Here is a 16,789-nt window from a genome sequence, read left to right as displayed (position 1 = left end):
TGTCTGCTGGCGATCTGGCTGTCGCTGGCGTTGGGGCCGGTGAGTCTGCCGTTGTTCGATACCTTGCGCGCTGCCCTGCGCATGATCGGTGTGCCGCTGGCGCCGGACGGGCTGGAGCAGGCTGAACTGATTCTCGGGCAGATTCGTCTGCCGCGTACGCTGCTCGGGTTGGCAGTTGGCGGTGTGCTGGCGCTGTCCGGGGTGGCGATGCAGGGGCTGTTTCGCAATCCGCTGGCGGATCCAGGTTTGGTTGGCGTCTCGAGTGGAGCGGCGTTGGGCGCGGCGGTGGCGATTGTCGGTGGTTCGTTTTTTGGCGGACTGCCAGAGTGGTTCGGGCCTTATCTGCTGTCGGTTTGCGCGTTTCTCGGTGGCCTTGGCGTAACTGCGCTGGTCTATCGACTCGGCCGCCGTAACGGGCAGACCAATGTGGCGACCATGTTGCTGGCGGGGATTGCCCTGACGGCGCTGGCCAGTTCGGCGGTGGGGCTGTTTACCTATCTGGCCGACGACGCGACATTGCGCACATTGACGTTCTGGAACCTGGGCAGCCTCAACGGTGCAAGTTATGCGCGATTGTGGCCGCTGCTGATCATCACCGCCGGTGTTGCACTTTGGCTCCCACGCCGAGCCAAGGCGTTGAATGCATTGCTGCTCGGCGAATCGGAAGCCGGGCATCTGGGAATCGATGTCGAACGGCTCAAGCGTGAGCTGGTGTTCTGCACGGCGCTGGGCGTCGGTGCGGCGGTGGCCGCGGCGGGCATGATCGGTTTTGTCGGGCTGGTGGTGCCACATCTGGTGCGCTTGCTCGTGGGGCCGGATCACCGGGTGTTGCTGCCGGCATCGGTGCTGGCCGGAGCCAGTCTGTTGCTGTTGGCTGATCTGGTGGCGCGGCTGGCGCTGGCACCGGCGGAGCTGCCGATCGGCATCGTCACCGCGTTCATCGGTGCGCCGTTCTTTCTTTATCTGTTGCTGCGAGGGCGTGCCTGATGCTGCGTGCGCACAACCTGCACATCCGTCGTGGCCGCAAGACCGTTCTGGCCGATGTCAGCCTGCAGCTCGAACCGGGCGAAGTGCTTGGCGTGCTGGGCCCCAATGGCGCCGGCAAAAGCACTTTGCTCGGTGCGTTGTGCGGTGAGCTGAGCGCACACGAAGGGGACGTGCTGCTGGATGGTGAGGCATTGAGCCGCTGGAGTGGCACTCAGCGCGCCCAGCGGCTGGCGGTGCTGCCGCAGGTGTCGACCCTGGATTTCGCCTTTCGTGTCGAGGAAGTGGTCGGCATGGGGCGTCTGCCTTATCAGAGCGGGCGGGTGCGCGATGACGAGATCGTCGCTGCCGCATTACGGGCCGCCGATGCCGGACACCTGAGTGGCCGCAGTTATCTGGCCTTGTCCGGCGGCGAGCGTCAGCGGGTGCATCTGGCGCGGGTGCTGGCGCAACTTTGGCCGGGGCAGGCGGGGCAGACTCTGCTGCTTGATGAGCCGACCTCGATGCTCGATCCGTTGCATCAACACACGACGCTGCAAGCGGTGCGCGAATTTGCCGATCGCGGCGCGGCGGTGCTGGTGATCCTGCATGATCTGAATCTGGCGGCGCGTTATTGTGATCGCATCCTGCTGCTGGAGGGCGGCCGGCCGGTCGCACTGGATACACCGCAGCAGGTCTTGCGCCCGGAATCGCTGAAGGCGGTTTTCGGTCTGGAAGTGCTGGTGCAAACGCACCCGGAGCGCGGGCATCCGCTGATCATCGCCCGCTGATTTCATCATCGAGGGTGAGGGTATGCGCGGGATTTTGCTGTTGGCGGTGTTGTGGCTTGCGGGTTGCCAGCATGTTGCGGCGCCGCCGGTCGTGGGCGAGATTCGTGATCTGCGCAGCGGCGAGCGTCTGACGGCGCAGCAATTACTGACGCAACTGAGCAGACCGGCGCGGGTGATCGTTGGCGAGCAGCATGACAACGCCGATCACCATGCCCTTCAATTGTGGTTGTTGCAGAACCTCGAACAAACGCGTCCACAAGGCAGTCTCCTGCTGGAAATGCTGACGCCCGATCAACAGTCGCGGGTCGATGATGTGCGACATGCTGCAACGCCACCAACTGATCTTCCTGCTGCATTGGCCTGGCAGGATGGTTGGGACTGGAATCTCTACGGCCCGATTGTGCGGTTCGCCCTGACGCAATCCTGGCCGTTGCTGGCAGCCAACCTCGATAACATCGAAATTCGCGCGTTCTATCGCGATCCTCCGGTTCTGAGCGGGGAGCGCAGCAACGCTAAATTTGTGAAAGAAACGCTGTTGGAGCAGATCGGCGATTCTCACTGCGGCTTGCTGCCGTCAGCACAAATGCCGGCGATGCTGGCTGTTCAGCAGCAACGGGATCGGCGAATGGCATCGCGTTTATTGGCGGCCTCCGCGCCTGCCTTGTTGTTGGCGGGTGCTTATCACGCGCGCAAGGACGTGGGGGTGCCGCTGCATGTGCTGGATCTGGGCGCGCCCGAGGCGCCGACGGTGCTGATGCTGGCGGAGCAGGGCAGTCAGATTACGGCGGCGATGGCTGATTATGTCTGGTTCACAGCGACCAAGCCGAAACCGGATTATTGCGCCGAGATGCGTAAGCAGTTCGGCAAGAAATGACTTTTCCACAGGCAAAAAAAGACCCGGTAAAAACCGGGTCAAATAACCGTGATTAGCCTGATGAGGAGATAATCTGAGAGTCCGAACCAAGGGCTTTTCAGAATATCGACTGATCTCGCGATCAGTTGTGATAATCATAGCGATTCTCATTACCAAGTCAACTGCTGTTTTTTCATTTCTGTCGTTTTGTCCCGGCAATGGCGTAAACGCCCCGTGAATACCGGCGTCAGGTCTGGCTGTTAAATCCCGTGAGCTGCTTGTTGAGCTGGTCGATACGCAGCGCCATGCTTTCGATCAGGCTGTGGGCGATTTTCGGATTGGTGCGGGTCATGCTCAGAAACTGATCGCCGGGAATCAGCATCACCGTGCTCGCTTCCCGGGCAATGACCGTTGCGTTGCGCGGCTCGCCAGTGAACACGGCCATTGCGCCGAATATCTCATCCTTGGGCACATCGCCTACCTTGTGCCCGTTAACAAACGCTTCGGCGTGTCCTTCGATAATCACGAACACATGGTCGGCGTCATCGCCCTCGCGGATCAGAATGTCTCCGGCGTCGACCCGCTTGAAACCATTGGTGCTGCGAAACTCACGCGGCTTGAACTCGGCTACCGCGTGCGCCAGTAGTGCCATTTGTCCGAGCAGATAGCGCAGAAATTGCTCAGAGCGCGAGGTTTCTCCATACACATGTTGAAACAAATCGCTTCGGCGATAGGGCAGTAATGTCAGCGGGTTGTCTGAGTACAGCGTGCAATCCGCCCATTCCGGACCCTGTTGCAGGCCGATCAAATCTCCTTCATGCCAATAGAAAAGACCACGACCATCCAGTCGACCAGTGATGACACCTTGTGTGAGCAAGAACAACTGGTCATCCGGCAAACGTGCCAACAGATCATCCGTGGCTTCCAGTTCCAGGGCCGGCCCGCACGGCACCAGGCCTTCAAGCCATTGAGCAGGCAAGCTCTGCAAGTGGTTGATCAATGCATCGGCCTGGGCCGATTGTTCCCCGAGCAGGTACATGGCGGTCAGTGCCCGTCAGTTCTTGTGGCGAGAGGAAATGGCTTCGAGCTGCTTGTTCAAAGCATCCTTGCGTTCGGCGGGAATGTCGTTCCAGTGCACATCCATCAGCGCCCCTTCGATCGCGTACAACAACACCTTCGACGCCCGAAACCCGCGAGTGCGCACGGCCCGGTAGGCATCCACCGCGCCCAGGCGACGCAGATCCGAGGCGCTATGGATGCCCACGGCATGCAGCCATTGCGCCGACGTCTTGCCAAGATTCTTCAGGTGTTGCAGTTCATCATTCATCAAGCCTCCTTGCGACGGCCGAATGGTGCGTGGGCGAGCTTCTCAGGAGTGTAGCCATCAGTAGGAAAAGCGTGGTTGTTTGGTCGGATTCAACGCAAACGCTTCTAAGAAACGTCAGTTTTTGCTGATGAATAACGGGAGGAGGGCGAGGGAGGATTACGAATGGCACGCAGTCCAGCGCAAAGCGGGGGCGCTGGACGAGTTTGGGTAGTGCGAGGCTCAGCGGGTGCGATAACGCAGGCGCGTACCGAAATTCATCGACATCAGGATTTCGTCCGCACTCAGCTCCGGCGGGAAGTAGGCCCCGGAGATCTGCGCATGAGCCAGGCTCGCGCCTTCCAGCGAAGCGTTGCGAAAGTCGATGCCGCGCAGGTCGGCGGAACGGAAGTAGGCGTCCCGGAAGTCCACGCCATCGGCGTTCAGTTCGCGCAGGTCGAGGCCGCGAAAGTCACCGCCCACCATGTCGATCGGGCCGTCTTTCGGGCGTTCATTGTTGAAACCTGTGATGTCGTCTTTGTGCAGCAAGGCATAAAGCGGGGTGTCGAGAAGTTTCGGCTGGCTCATGTCAAATCACCTGTTGGTTTTATGACGCCAGTATAGTGCCACTATTTGACGGCCGTGAAGCGGGCGAGGGCTTCACGGCCGAAATAGTTTCTTACAGACCTGGCAGGCGCTGGCGGATCTGCGCCACAACGGTGTCCAGGGTGCCGGACTCATTGGTCTGCACGCGTTTGCTGCGCAGGATTTCTTCCGGCGTCAGGGCTTCGCGGTTGGCCTGTTGTGCTTCGATCACGGCAAGGGTCGCGTCGGACGGATCCTTTTTGTCTGCCTGACGAATCGCCAGCCAGCTCTCGATCACTGCCTGCGGAGCGTTGCAGTCAAGGATCAGGAAAGGCGTGCCAGTGGCTTCAGCGACTTTGGCGGCGTTGTCGCGTTGTTCGCGCTTGAGGTAAGTGGCATCGATCACCACCGGGAAACCGGCGTGCAAAATCACTTCGGCAATTTCATGCAGACGCGCATAGGTTGCAGTGCTGGCGTCGGTGCTGTAGATCCCGGCCTGAACATCATTGGCAACGGTTTGCTCACCGAACAGACGTTTGCGCTCGACATCGGAACGCAGGCGGATCGCGCCCAGTGCTTCGACCAGACGCATGGCCACATGGCTTTTACCGACAGCGGAAACGCCATGGGTGATCGCCATGAAGCGCGAAGGAATGGTGCTGTAGCTTTCCGCCAGGTTGGCGTAGTTGCGGTACTGGCGCAGGGTGGTGGCGCGCTGCACCGGTGTCGCGTCGGCCGGCATGCTGAACAGTGCGACTTTCGCACGCACCAGCGCACGGTACGCTTTGTAGAAGTTCAGCACTTCCAGGCCTTGATAGTCGCCGGTCAGTTCCAGGTATTGGCTGATGAAACGACGGGCCAGGGATTTCAGGCCACGGTCTTCAAGGTCCATCGCCAGGAAGCCGGTGTCGGCCCATACGTCGGTGAAGCGGAACGGTTCGTTGAATTCGATGCAGTCGAAGATCACGACCTTGCCGTCGATCAGCGTGGCGTTGCCCAGGTGAATGTCACCGTGGCATTCGCGAGTGAAACCGTCGGTCTTGCGTTGGGCGAACAGCGGCTTGAGGCGATCGAAGCTGCTTTCAGCCCATGCTTGCAGAGCGTCGAGTTGCAGCAGATCGTTCTTGTCGCTGAGGAACGGCAGGATCTGTTCGAAGTTCTGGCGTACCGGCGCCATCACGCTTTCAGGCGTGCCGGCATCGTGCTCGGCCGGGACTTTCGGCGCGTTGAGGTGGAAGCGGGCGATTTGCTCGGCCATCGCGTCGATGTGCGCGGTGGTCAGCTCGCCGTTGGCTTGCAGGGTGCTGAGCAGGCCGGACTGCGGGAACTGACGCATTTTCAGCACGTACTCGATGGCCGGGCCGTCGCCACCCAGTTGCGGGGCTTCGGCGCTGCCGGTCACTGGAATCACTTCCAGATACAAATCTTCGGTCAGGCGCTGGTTCAGGCGCAGCTCTTCACCGCAGAAGTGCTCACGGGATTCGAGGCTGGTGAAGTCGAGGAAACCGAAGTTCACCGGTTTCTTCACTTTATAGGCGTAGGGACCGGTGAGCAGTACCCACGAGATATGGGTTTCGATGACCTGGAACCCTTCGACGGGATGCGGGTAGAGGGCCGGGTTTTGCAGGGCAGCGATCAGGGACTGGCTCACGGACGATCCTTCAGAGACTGGGGGAAGTTCAAGGCGCTCATTATGGCCGCTCGCCAGCCCGACGCAAACCTCGGAGCGCTCCTGTTGAGTATGAATAAAGTGCGTATAATCCGCCGCCATGACTCGTACTCGATCCCCCCGTACCCCTAAAAAACCAGCTTCCCGGGGCCTGCGCCCATGGTTGGGCTGGGCCCTTAAACTCAGTCTGGTCGGCCTTGTGGTGCTGGCCGGCTTCGCCGTTTACCTCGATGCGGTGGTGCAGGAGAAGTTCTCCGGCAAGCGCTGGACCATCCCGGCCAAGGTATACGCGCGTCCGCTCGAGCTGTTCGTCGGACAAAAGCTGAGCAAGGACGATTTCCTCACCGAACTCGATGCCTTGGGCTATCGCCGCGAAGCTGTGAGCAACGGTCCCGGCGCGGCGGCGGTCAATGGCAACACGGTTGATCTGAACACCCGTGGCTTCCAGTTCTATGAAGGCCTCGAGAAACCGCAGCCGGTGCGCGTGCGTTTCTCCGGCGATTACGTGGCCGAACTCTCGGCGACCAACGGTTCGAAGCTTTCCGTGGTGCGCCTGGAGCCGCTGATGATCGGCGGTATCTACCCGAAAAACCTTGAAGACCGGATTCTGATCAAGCTCGATCAGGTGCCGCCGTATCTGCTGGAAACCCTGGTCGCCGTGGAAGACCGGGATTTCTACAGCCACTGGGGCGTATCGCCGAAATCGATTGCCCGCGCCGTCTGGGTCAACACTTCGGGCGGCAAGATGACTCAGGGCGGCAGTACGCTGACCCAGCAACTGGTCAAGAACTTCTACCTCACCAACGAACGCAGCCTGACCCGCAAGCTCACCGAAGCGATGATGGCGATGCTGCTCGAGCTGCATTACGACAAAAAGGAAATCCTCGAGGCTTACCTCAACGAAGTCTTTGTCGGTCAGGACGGTCAGCGTGCGGTGCACGGTTTCGGTCTGGCCAGCCAGTTCTTCTTTGCTCAGCCTTTGTCCGAGCTGAAGCTGCACCAGGTCGCGCTGTTGGTCGGGATGGTCAAAGGCCCGTCCTATTACAACCCGCGCCGCAATCCGGAGCGGGCGCTGGAGCGACGCAATCTGGTGCTCGACGTGCTTGAACAGCAGGGCGTCGCTTCCGCCGAACAAGTGGCTGCCGCGAAGAAAATGCCGCTGGGCGTAACCACGCGCGGCAAGCTGGCCGACAGTTCGTTTCCGGGTTTCATCGATCTGGTCAAGCGCCAGTTGCGTGAAGACTACCGCGACGAAGACTTGACCGAAGAAGGCCTGCGGATTTTCACCAGCTTCGATCCGATTCTGCAGATGAAAGCCGAAGCGTCGGTCAACGACACTTTCAAGCGCCTGTCCGGTCGCAAGGGTTCCGACGACGTGGAAGCGGCGATGGTCGTTACCAACCCGGAAACCGGCGAAGTCCAGGCCATGATCGGCAGCCGTCAGGCGAGTTTTGCCGGGTTCAACCGGGCACTGGATGCGGTGCGGCCGATTGGCTCGCTGATCAAACCGGCGGTTTATCTGACGGCGCTGGAGAAGCCGAGCCAGTACACGTTGACCAGTTGGCTGTCGGACGAGCCGCTTTCAATCAAGGGTGCGGATGGTCAGGTCTGGAAACCGCAGAACTATGACCGCCGCTCCCACGGTACGGTGTTCCTGTATCAGGGGCTGGCACATTCCTACAACCTGTCGACCTCGCGCCTCGGTCTGGCGGTTGGCGTTCCGAATGTCCTCAAGACGCTGGGTCGCCTGGGCGTGACCCGCGAGTTTCCGGCGTTCCCGTCGATGCTGCTCGGTGCGGGCGGAATGACCCCGATTGAAGTCGCGACCATGTACCAAACGCTTGCCAACGGTGGTTTCAATACGCCGATGCGCGGGATTCGCAGCGTGCTGACTGCCGACGGCGAACCGCTCAAGCGTTATCCGTTCCAGATCGAGCAGCGTTTCGATCCGGCCTCGATCTATCTGATCCAGAACGCCATGCAGCGGGTCATGCGTGAAGGCACCGGCAGTTCGGTTTATAACGTGTTGCCAAGAACCCTGACGCTGGCGGGCAAGACCGGCACCAGTAACGATTCGCGCGACAGCTGGTTCGCCGGCTTCAGCCAGGATCTGCTGGCGGTGGTCTGGCTCGGCCGCGACGACAACGGCAAGACGCCGTTCACCGGGGCCACCGGTGCGTTGCAGGTCTGGACCAGCTTCATGCGCAAGGCCGATCCGCTGCCGCTGGACATGCCGCAACCGGATAACGTGGTGCAGGCCTGGGTCGATTCGCGTACCGGCCAGGGATCTGATGCCAACTGTCCGGGCGCCGTGCAGATGCCGTATATTCGCGGCAGCGAACCGCCACCCGGCGCCTCCTGCGCGGGCGAAAGCCCGGCCTCGGGCGAGTCGGTGATGGATTGGGTCAAGGGCTGGATGAATTAAGCAAAGAGGGTTTCAAGTGAACAAGTGGTTGATTCCAGCGGTGACCGCCGTGGCTTTGCTCAGCGGCTGCTCCACCGTACAGCGTGGTTCGATCCCGGTTGTGGACTCCGGCACCGCCGTGTCCAACAGCGAGCGGATTTCGGCCAATGGCGGTTTCCGTCAAACGACGGTGAAACGTCCTGCACAGGCCCAGGCTCAGGCGATCCCGCAAGGCGATACCGGTGTGGTAGTGATGGTGCCGGGCGGCGCAGCGGCTTCGGCGCCGATCAGCACTTCGCCAATCGTTCCGGGCCCGGCGTCCGGTGGCATCACGCCGGGGCCGTATAACCCTTCGCCGGTCGAGTCGGCGCCGATCAGCTCCGGCAGTTACAGCATGCCTTCGACGCCGAGCGGCATTCCTTCGGCCAGCAGTGGTGGCGGTCTGTCTGCCGATGAGCAGCTGGACGGCCCGGTTCTCGCACTGTTGACCACTGCGCAACAGCAGCAGGCCGGTGGCGACCTCAATGGTGCGTCCTCCAGCCTGGAACGCGCCCAGCGTGTAGCGCCGCGCGAGCCGCAAGTGCTTTACCGTCTGGCGCAGGTGCGCATGGCCCAGGGCGATGCGCCGCAAGCCGAGCAGACCGCTCGTCGCGCACTGACCATGGCCAATGGTCGTCCGGACTTGCAGGCCAGTCTGTGGGAATTGATCGCTCAGGCACGTGAGAAGCAAGGTGATTCCGCCGGCGCCACTCTGGCCCGTCAGAAGGCCAAGGTTTCGCTGTGATGGACAGTCGTTTCTCCAAGGTCGCCGATCAATTGCTGTTGATCGAGCGTGAACTGCGCGCCCAGGGCTGGTGGGATGACGTCCAGCCCTCGGTCGAAGCCCTGAGCAGCGTCGAGCCGTTTTCGGTCGACACCCTCGATTTCGAGCAGTGGCTGCAATGGATCTTCCTGCCGCGGATGAAGATTATTCTTGAGCAGAATCTGCCATTGCCCAATGCCTCGGGCATTCAGGAAATGGCTGAGATGGTCTTCGCCCAGCGCAATCTGCAGGGCAAGGATCGGCAGCTTCAGGTGTTGCTCAAAGAGTTCGACCTGCTGATCACCGCTTCACGCTGAACCGGGAGCTGCCAGTCGTTACTGGCAGTTTTCCGCTATCTGTTTCTTTGCCTCTTCAGTACGTTGCTGGCGCTGCTCGTCATTCAGCCGCCGCAATTCTCCCTCCACTTCCTCCCTCAAGCGCGGATTGTTCTGCAGTTGCGCGAGATTCGTTCGCGCCTGTTCGCAAAATGCCTTGAGTTGGTTCTGCTGCTCCGCCACTTGCTTCTTGACCTTGTCATCGATGGCTTTCTGATCGCCCAGCGCGCCGCTGCCAGGCAGTGCCGCTGGTTTGGGTGCGGTAGAGGAGGGCGTCTTCACGGCGGTGGATGACTGCCCTTGTGGTGGCTGTTGATCGAAATGGGTGACCCCCTGGGCATCGACCCATCTGTAGATCTGACCGGCCATACACCATGGGCTGACGCTGATTAGCAGAGTTAAGAGAAGCGTTCGCATGCTGATTCCTTGGCAAAACTGCGCAATTGAAGCTAACAGAGTAGCGGTTTCCGGGTTTTTTCTTGCGTTCTCATGTGCTTACCCACAATTAAGCACATTGACGGCTTGACTTGCAGAGGGCGAAACAGAAGAATCCAAAGTCCGCTGTACAGGGACTGCCAGAAGCAGACCCTCTCGGCAGATCATGAGGCGCATATCCGCGTCGACCTGTTACACCCGCAACGCGTTACCTCGCGCTGGGTGGGAAAGGCCCGCAACACTTGGGACGATCCCAATACTTGCTCAGTCAGTGCTGACGTAGTCGGCGACCACCGTCGCTCATGCTCTGCCGAGAAGTAAACCTATTAAGACCCGTTCGCTTTTTTGTGGACGGTATTCTGGCGTTTTAGAGGTGAACAACGTGGAGCTTTTATCTGGCGGTGAGATGCTCGTCCGCTTTTTGCGTGACGAAGGCGTCAAATATATCTACGGGTACCCGGGTGGTGCTCTCCTTCATGTTTACGATGCCCTGTTCAAAGAGCCGGAAGTGACTCACATCCTGGTTCGCCACGAACAAGCGGCTACCCATATGGCTGACGGCTACGCCCGTGCCACCGGTAAAGCCGGCGTGGTATTGGTGACTTCCGGTCCAGGCGCCACAAACGCCATCACCGGTATCGCCACCGCCTATATGGACTCGATTCCAATGGTGATCATTTCCGGTCAGGTGCCAAGCACCATGGTCGGCACCGATGCGTTCCAGGAAACCGACATGATCGGTATCTCACGGCCGATCGTGAAGCACAGCTTCATGATCAAGCACGCTTCGGAAATCCCGGAAGTCATGAAGAAAGCCTTCTACCTGGCGCAATCCGGTCGTCCGGGCCCGGTCGTGGTCGATATCCCGAAAGACATGACCAACCCGGCCGAGAAGTTCGAATACATCTTCCCGAAGAAAGCCAAACTGCGTTCCTACAGCCCGGCCGTTCGCGGTCACTCCGGGCAAATCCGCAAAGCGGCAGAAATGCTCCTGGCGGCCAAGCGTCCCGTGCTGTACTCCGGCGGTGGCGTGATCCTCGGCAACGGCTCCGCGCCGCTGACCGAACTGGCAAAAATGCTCAACCTGCCGGTTACCAATACCTTGATGGGCCTGGGTGCCTATCCTGGCACTGATCGTCAGTTCATCGGCATGCTCGGCATGCACGGCAGCTATACCGCCAACCTGGCGATGCACCATGCCGACGTGATCCTGGCGGTCGGTGCGCGTTTTGACGATCGCGTGATCAACGGCGCGCCGAAGTTTTGCCCGAACGCCAAGATCATCCATATCGACATCGACCCGGCTTCGATTTCCAAGACCATCAAGGCCGACGTGCCAATCGTTGGTCCGGTGGAGAGCGTCCTGACCGAAATGGTCGCGATCCTCAAGGAAATCGGCGAAACCCCGAACAAGGAAGCCGTTGCCAGCTGGTGGAAGCAGGTTGATGAATGGCGCGGTGATCGTGGCCTGTTCCCTTACGACAAGGGCGACGGCAGCAAGATCAAGCCACAGACCGTGATCGAGACCCTGTGCGAAGTGACCAAGGGCGATGCCTTTGTGACCTCGGACGTGGGCCAGCACCAGATGTTTGCTGCGCAGTACTACAAGTTCAACAAGCCTAACCGCTGGATCAACTCCGGTGGCCTGGGCACGATGGGCTTTGGTCTGCCGGCCGCGATGGGTATCGCTTTGAGCTTCCCTGACACCGATGTTGCGTGCGTCACCGGTGAAGGCAGTATCCAGATGAACATCCAGGAACTGTCGACCTGCCTGCAATATGGTTTGCCGGTCAAGATCGTCATCCTGAACAACGGTGTTCTGGGCATGGTTCGTCAGTGGCAGGACATGAGTTACGGCAGCCGTCACTCGCACTCCTACATGGAATCATTGCCTGACTTCGTCAAGCTGGCTGAAGCCTATGGCCACGTCGGCGTGCGCATCACCGAATCGAAAGATTTGAAGTCGAAGATGGAAGAGGCGTTCGCCATGAAAGATCGCCTGGTGGTGATCGACATTTCGGTCGACACCAGCGAGCACGTCTATCCGATGCAGATCAAAGACGGCTCCATGCGCGATATGTGGCTGAGCAAGACGGAGCGTACCTAATCATGCGGCACATTATTTCCTTGCTTCTGGAAAACGAACCCGGTGCTTTGTCTCGCGTAGTCGGCCTGTTCTCGCAGCGCAACTACAACATCGAAAGCCTGACCGTGGCGCCAACCGAAGACCCGACCCTGTCGCGTCTGACGCTGACCACCGTCGGTCACGATGAAATCATCGAGCAGATCACCAAAAACCTGAACAAGCTGATCGAAGTGGTCAAGCTGGTGGACCTGTCGGAAAGCGCTCACATCGAGCGCGAACTGATGCTGGTCAAGGTCAAGGCCACTGGCGCTCAGCGCGCCGAGATCAAACGCACCACCGATATTTACCGTGGACAGATCGTCGACGTCAGCGCCAGCGTGTATACCGTTCAACTGACCGGTACCAGCGACAAGCTCGACAGCTTCATTCAGTCCATCGGCACCGCATCGATTCTGGAGACCGTCCGCAGTGGCGTCACCGGTATTGCCCGCGGCGACAAAGTACTCAGCATCTAAACCAAATTAGCGAATGGCCTGAACGGCCTGGATATAAAGGGGAAATTCATGAAAGTTTTCTACGATAAAGACTGCGACCTGTCGATCATCCAGGGCAAGAAAGTTGCCATTATCGGTTACGGCTCCCAAGGCCACGCCCAGGCGTGCAACCTGAAAGATTCCGGTGTCGACGTTACCGTCGGTCTGCGTAAAGGTTCGGCTACCGTTGCCAAGGCTGAAGCCCACGGCCTGAAAGTGACCGATGTAGCTGCCGCTGTTGCCGGTGCCGACCTGGTCATGATCCTGACCCCGGACGAGTTCCAGTCCCAGCTGTACAAGAACGAAATCGAGCCGAACATCAAGAAAGGCGCCACCCTGGCCTTCTCCCACGGCTTCGCGATCCACTACAACCAGGTTGTTCCGCGTGCCGACCTCGACGTGATCATGATCGCGCCGAAAGCCCCGGGCCACACCGTGCGTTCCGAGTTCGTGAAAGGCGGCGGTATCCCTGACCTGATCGCGATCTACCAGGACGCCTCGGGCAACGCCAAGAACGTTGCGCTGTCCTACGCCGCTGGCGTTGGTGGCGGTCGTACCGGCATCATCGAAACTACCTTCAAGGACGAGACCGAAACCGACCTGTTCGGCGAACAAGCCGTTCTGTGCGGCGGTACCGTCGAGCTGGTGAAAGCCGGTTTCGAAACCCTGGTTGAAGCTGGCTACGCGCCGGAAATGGCCTATTTCGAGTGCCTGCACGAACTGAAACTGATCGTTGACCTCATGTACGAAGGCGGTATCGCCAACATGAACTACTCGATCTCCAACAACGCTGAATACGGCGAGTACGTGACGGGTCCGGAAGTGATCAACGCCGAATCCCGTCAGGCCATGCGCAACGCCCTGAAACGTATTCAGGACGGCGAATACGCCAAAATGTTCATCAGCGAAGGCGCAACCGGCTACCCTTCGATGACTGCCAAGCGTCGTAACAACGCCGCTCACGGTATCGAAATCATCGGCGAGCAACTGCGCTCCATGATGCCGTGGATCGGTGCCAACAAGATCGTCGACAAAGCCAAAAACTAAGTCGTCGAACCTTGTATGAAAAAAACGCGGCCTCGGCCGCGTTTTTTCGTATGGGCGTGCGGTTCTGGTATAAAGCTGCATCGTTTGTGGCCGAACCGTCGTCCCAGACACCTGTCGAAAATGTCCAATCCGTTGCAAGGTACTGTCCATGAGCGAACGTCCCGAAGAGCCGAACCAGGCTTCCGACGCCGAAAGCCTGCTGCCCATCGATGAGCACATCGAAGAAGGGCATGACGCAGAAGGCCGTAAAGTCCGGCATCGTGGTATCTATCTTCTGCCAAATCTGTTCACCACTGCGAACCTGTTCGCAGGGTTCTATTCCATCATCAATTCGATGAGTGCCCAGGCTGCGTTGAGCGCCGGTGACTCGGCGAATGCGAGCAAGTACTTTGCCTTTGCCGCCATCGCGATTTTTGTCGCCATGGTGCTCGACGGTCTTGATGGTCGCGTAGCGCGCATGACCAATACCCAAAGTGCCTTCGGCGCCGAGTACGACTCGCTGTCGGACATGGTCGCCTTTGGTGTCGCGCCGGCATTACTGGCATTCGGCTGGGCGCTGGGTGACATGGGCAAGGTCGGCTGGATGGTTGCCTTCATCTATGTGGCGGGTGCGGCGTTGCGTCTGGCGCGCTTCAACACTCAGGTGGGTACCGCCGACAAGCGCTACTTCATCGGCCTGGCCAGCCCGGCTGCTGCCGGTGTGGTCGCGGGGATTGTCTGGGCGTTCAGCGATTACGGGATCCAGGGTTCGAAGATGTCGTTCCTGGTTGCGTTGATGGTGGCGGCCGCCGGCATGCTGATGGTCAGCAACATCAAGTACAACAGCTTCAAGGAGCTGGACCTGAAGGGGCGGGTGCCTTTCGTGGCGATCCTTGCAGTGGTGCTGGTGTTTGCCGTGGTGTTCAGCGATCCGCCTCGCATTCTGCTGCTGGTGTTCCTCGCCTATGCCGCTTCGGGCCCGGTGCAGTATCTGTTGCATCTTCGTCGTCACAAACACGCCGAGTGATGTAATTTCCCTCATACTCCGCAGTCTATGGTGCATCTGTCCTCCAAAGCTGCGGAGTTGCCATGCTGATCAAAGTCCCCAAAGCGTCCGATTGCCATGAGTCGGACGTCACGCCTGAATCCATTTATCTCTCTCGCCGGCAATTGCTCGGAGCGACCGCGGCTGGTTTGGCCATGAGCAGTCTGCCGCGCTGGGCCAGTGCCGAAGAGGCTGCCCGCTATGCCGATGTCGAGGCCGGAAAGGCGCCCGCCTGGTTCAACGAGAAATTACCCTCTGTCAAATGGGGTGCGGTGAGCGTCAAGGATGAGGCGATCACACCTTTCAAAGACGCGACCCATTACAACAACTTCTATGAATTCGGCACCGACAAGGGCGACCCGGCGGCCAATGCCGGTTCGTTGAAAACCGAACCGTGGAGTGTTGTCGTGGACGGGGAGGTCGGTAAACCGGGGCGTTATGCCCTGGAAGACTTCATGAAACCGTACCAGTTGGAGGAGCGTATCTATCGCCTTCGTTGTGTCGAGGCGTGGTCGATGGTGATTCCCTGGATCGGTTTCCCCATTTCGGCGTTGTTGAAGCAGGTAGAGCCCACTTCCAATGCCAAATACATTCGCTTCGAAACCTTGCAGGATCCGAAGAGCATGCCCGGACAGCGTTCGGGATTTGCCTTGATCGATTGGCCCTATGTAGAAGGCTTGCGTCTGGATGAGGCGATGAATCCCTTGGCGATTCTGGCGGTGGGTATGTATGGCCGTGAATTGCCAAACCAGAACGGTGCGCCGTTGCGTCTGGTGGTGCCGTGGAAGTATGGCTTCAAGAGCGTCAAATCTATCGTGCGGATCAGTCTGGTCAGCGAACAGCCGAAGACAACCTGGCAAAGCATTGCGGCGGATGAGTACGGGTTCTATGCGAATGTGAACCCCACGGTCGACCATCCTCGTTGGACTCAGGCGCGGGAGCGGCGACTGCCTAACAGTCTGTTCAAACCGAATGTGCGTGATACGCAGATGTTCAACGGTTATGCGGACGAGGTCGCTTCTTTATATACAGGGCTCGATTTGCGGAAGAACTACTGATGCGATATCCGATCTGGCGCGTAGGTGTTTTCCTGGCTGCGGCGATCTGGCCGCTGTTGTGGTTCTATCAGGCCTTTGCGGATCTGCTTGGGCCTGATCCCGGGAAAGTCCTGGTTGATCGGCTGGGACTTGGGACATTGGTGTTGCTGTTGATCACCCTGAGTATGACGCCGCTGCAGAAAATTACCGGCTGGGCCGGGTGGATTGCTGTGCGTCGGCAGTTGGGGCTCTGGTGTTTCGCCTATGTGGTTCTGCATCTTTGCAGCTATATGGCGTTCATCCTCGGTTTTGACTGGTCGCAACTGGGTGTCGAGTTACGTAAGCGTCCATACATTATTGTGGGTGCTCTGGGTTTTCTGGGGCTACTGGCATTGGCGGTTACCTCCAACCGATATAGTCAGCGTCGTTTGGGTACGCGCTGGAAAAGGTTGCACCGGCTGGTGTACGTGATTCTGGGGTTGGGACTGCTGCATATGTTGTGGATTGTGCGTGCTGATCTTAAGGAGTGGGCAATCTATGCCTTTGTAGGTGTTTTCCTTTTGGCGCTGCGTATTCCTCCCTTGACCCGCCGGATCCCGCGTTTGATGGGTAAAAAGCAGGTTTTTCAGGAAAAGCGAAATTAAGGGTTGACGGCAGATTCTGAGTCTCTATAATTCGCCCCACTTCCGGCGCAGTCGAAACGGAAAACTCCTTGATATTCAATGAGTTAAGTAGGTTTCGAAGCGGGTTGCTTCAGTTCATCGAAGCCTGGAAGGGGTTGGAAATGCCGGTTTGTTGGGTGCTTTCAACGGTTCGATCTTCTCGGTCGAAAGCGGAGAAAAGAGGTGTTGACAGCAGCGTGTAACGCTGTAGAATTCGCCTCCCGCTAACGAGAGATCGGAAGCGCAAGTGGTTGAAGTTG

General features: G+C 59.1%; 17 protein-coding genes. 12 read left to right on the top strand and 5 right to left on the bottom strand.

Annotated elements, in window-relative coordinates:
* Positions 1 to 3: 3 nt before the first annotated feature.
* The 3 genes from JKA62_RS28410 to JKA62_RS28400 are packed head-to-tail and all read left to right on the top strand — an operon-like array spanning position 4 to position 2,628.
* On the top strand, positions 4 to 987 hold the full coding sequence (locus JKA62_RS28410; RefSeq protein ID WP_181457903.1) for a FecCD family ABC transporter permease: 984 nt from the start codon (positions 4 to 6) through the stop codon (positions 985 to 987).
* Positions 987 to 1,754: a heme ABC transporter ATP-binding protein gene (locus JKA62_RS28405; RefSeq protein ID WP_011335960.1), complete on the top strand. Its 768-nt coding sequence runs from the start codon at positions 987 to 989 to the stop codon at positions 1,752 to 1,754. Before JKA62_RS28410 ends, JKA62_RS28405 begins: the two co-directional genes overlap by 1 nt.
* 22 nt (positions 1,755 to 1,776) lie before the next feature.
* Positions 1,777 to 2,628: a ChaN family lipoprotein gene (locus tag JKA62_RS28400; protein ID WP_011335959.1), complete on the top strand. Its 852-nt coding sequence runs from the start codon at positions 1,777 to 1,779 to the stop codon at positions 2,626 to 2,628.
* Positions 2,629 to 2,854: 226 nt separating this feature from the next.
* Here the strand turns inward: JKA62_RS28400 and JKA62_RS28395 are convergent, their stop codons facing one another.
* The 4 genes from JKA62_RS28395 to JKA62_RS28380 form a co-directional block, all read right to left on the bottom strand.
* Positions 2,855 to 3,646 (bottom strand): Crp/Fnr family transcriptional regulator, encoded by a 792-nt coding sequence (locus tag JKA62_RS28395; protein WP_011335958.1) that lies wholly within the window; start codon positions 3,644 to 3,646, stop codon positions 2,855 to 2,857.
* Positions 3,647 to 3,661: 15 nt separating this feature from the next.
* Positions 3,662 to 3,934 carry a TfoX/Sxy family protein gene (locus JKA62_RS28390; RefSeq protein ID WP_003228231.1) on the bottom strand — a complete coding sequence of 91 codons (273 nt, stop codon included), beginning with the start codon at positions 3,932 to 3,934 and terminating at the stop codon, positions 3,662 to 3,664.
* 219 nt (positions 3,935 to 4,153) lie between these two features.
* Positions 4,154 to 4,498: a pentapeptide repeat-containing protein gene (locus tag JKA62_RS28385; protein WP_007959639.1), complete on the bottom strand. Its 345-nt coding sequence runs from the start codon at positions 4,496 to 4,498 to the stop codon at positions 4,154 to 4,156.
* Between the two features lie 91 nt (positions 4,499 to 4,589).
* Positions 4,590 to 6,146 (bottom strand): bifunctional aminoglycoside phosphotransferase/ATP-binding protein, encoded by a 1,557-nt coding sequence (locus JKA62_RS28380; RefSeq protein ID WP_011335957.1) that lies wholly within the window; start codon positions 6,144 to 6,146, stop codon positions 4,590 to 4,592.
* 118 nt (positions 6,147 to 6,264) lie between these two features.
* Between JKA62_RS28380 and mrcB the strand changes: the two genes are divergently transcribed.
* The 3 genes from mrcB to JKA62_RS28365 are packed head-to-tail and all read left to right on the top strand — an operon-like array spanning position 6,265 to position 9,687.
* Complete coding sequence (gene mrcB, locus JKA62_RS28375; RefSeq protein WP_011335956.1) at positions 6,265 to 8,589, top strand: penicillin-binding protein 1B; 2,325 nt, start codon at positions 6,265 to 6,267, stop codon at positions 8,587 to 8,589.
* A 16-nt stretch (positions 8,590 to 8,605) separates the two neighbouring features.
* The gene (locus tag JKA62_RS28370) at positions 8,606 to 9,352 is read left to right on the top strand and encodes a hypothetical protein (RefSeq protein WP_011335955.1); all 747 of its coding nucleotides are present in this window, start codon (positions 8,606 to 8,608) and stop codon (positions 9,350 to 9,352) included.
* Positions 9,352 to 9,687, top strand: a complete 336-nt coding sequence (locus tag JKA62_RS28365) for a YqcC family protein (RefSeq protein ID WP_011335954.1) — start codon at positions 9,352 to 9,354, stop codon at positions 9,685 to 9,687. Before JKA62_RS28370 ends, JKA62_RS28365 begins: the two co-directional genes overlap by 1 nt.
* A gap of 18 nt (positions 9,688 to 9,705) precedes the next feature.
* On the opposite strand, the gene JKA62_RS28360 is transcribed toward JKA62_RS28365, so the two are convergent.
* Complete coding sequence (locus JKA62_RS28360; protein WP_011335953.1) at positions 9,706 to 10,122, bottom strand: DUF4124 domain-containing protein; 417 nt, start codon at positions 10,120 to 10,122, stop codon at positions 9,706 to 9,708.
* A gap of 400 nt (positions 10,123 to 10,522) precedes the next feature.
* Between JKA62_RS28360 and JKA62_RS28355 the strand changes: the two genes are divergently transcribed.
* The 6 genes from JKA62_RS28355 to msrQ all read left to right on the top strand — a co-directional run bounded on the left by JKA62_RS28355 (position 10,523) and on the right by msrQ (position 16,511).
* Positions 10,523 to 12,247: an acetolactate synthase 3 large subunit gene (locus JKA62_RS28355; RefSeq protein ID WP_011335952.1), complete on the top strand. Its 1,725-nt coding sequence runs from the start codon at positions 10,523 to 10,525 to the stop codon at positions 12,245 to 12,247.
* A 2-nt stretch (positions 12,248 to 12,249) separates the two neighbouring features.
* Complete coding sequence (gene ilvN / locus JKA62_RS28350; RefSeq protein ID WP_003205610.1) at positions 12,250 to 12,741, top strand: acetolactate synthase small subunit; 492 nt, start codon at positions 12,250 to 12,252, stop codon at positions 12,739 to 12,741.
* Between the two features lie 48 nt (positions 12,742 to 12,789).
* Complete coding sequence (gene ilvC / locus JKA62_RS28345; RefSeq protein WP_007959661.1) at positions 12,790 to 13,806, top strand: ketol-acid reductoisomerase; 1,017 nt, start codon at positions 12,790 to 12,792, stop codon at positions 13,804 to 13,806.
* 148 nt (positions 13,807 to 13,954) lie between these two features.
* Positions 13,955 to 14,812 (top strand): CDP-diacylglycerol--serine O-phosphatidyltransferase, encoded by an 858-nt coding sequence (gene pssA, locus JKA62_RS28340; protein ID WP_007959662.1) that lies wholly within the window; start codon positions 13,955 to 13,957, stop codon positions 14,810 to 14,812.
* A gap of 62 nt (positions 14,813 to 14,874) precedes the next feature.
* Positions 14,875 to 15,888: a protein-methionine-sulfoxide reductase catalytic subunit MsrP gene (msrP, locus tag JKA62_RS28335; RefSeq protein WP_011335951.1), complete on the top strand. Its 1,014-nt coding sequence runs from the start codon at positions 14,875 to 14,877 to the stop codon at positions 15,886 to 15,888.
* On the top strand, positions 15,888 to 16,511 hold the full coding sequence (gene msrQ, locus JKA62_RS28330; RefSeq protein WP_011335950.1) for a protein-methionine-sulfoxide reductase heme-binding subunit MsrQ: 624 nt from the start codon (positions 15,888 to 15,890) through the stop codon (positions 16,509 to 16,511). Before msrP ends, msrQ begins: the two co-directional genes overlap by 1 nt.
* The last annotated feature ends 278 nt before the right edge of the window (positions 16,512 to 16,789 follow it).

The organism is Pseudomonas sp. B7 (genome assembly GCF_016735645.1).
Lineage (GTDB): Bacteria > Pseudomonadota > Gammaproteobacteria > Pseudomonadales > Pseudomonadaceae > Aquipseudomonas > Aquipseudomonas glycinae.
This window is presented reverse-complemented; position numbering and strand designations above follow the sequence as displayed.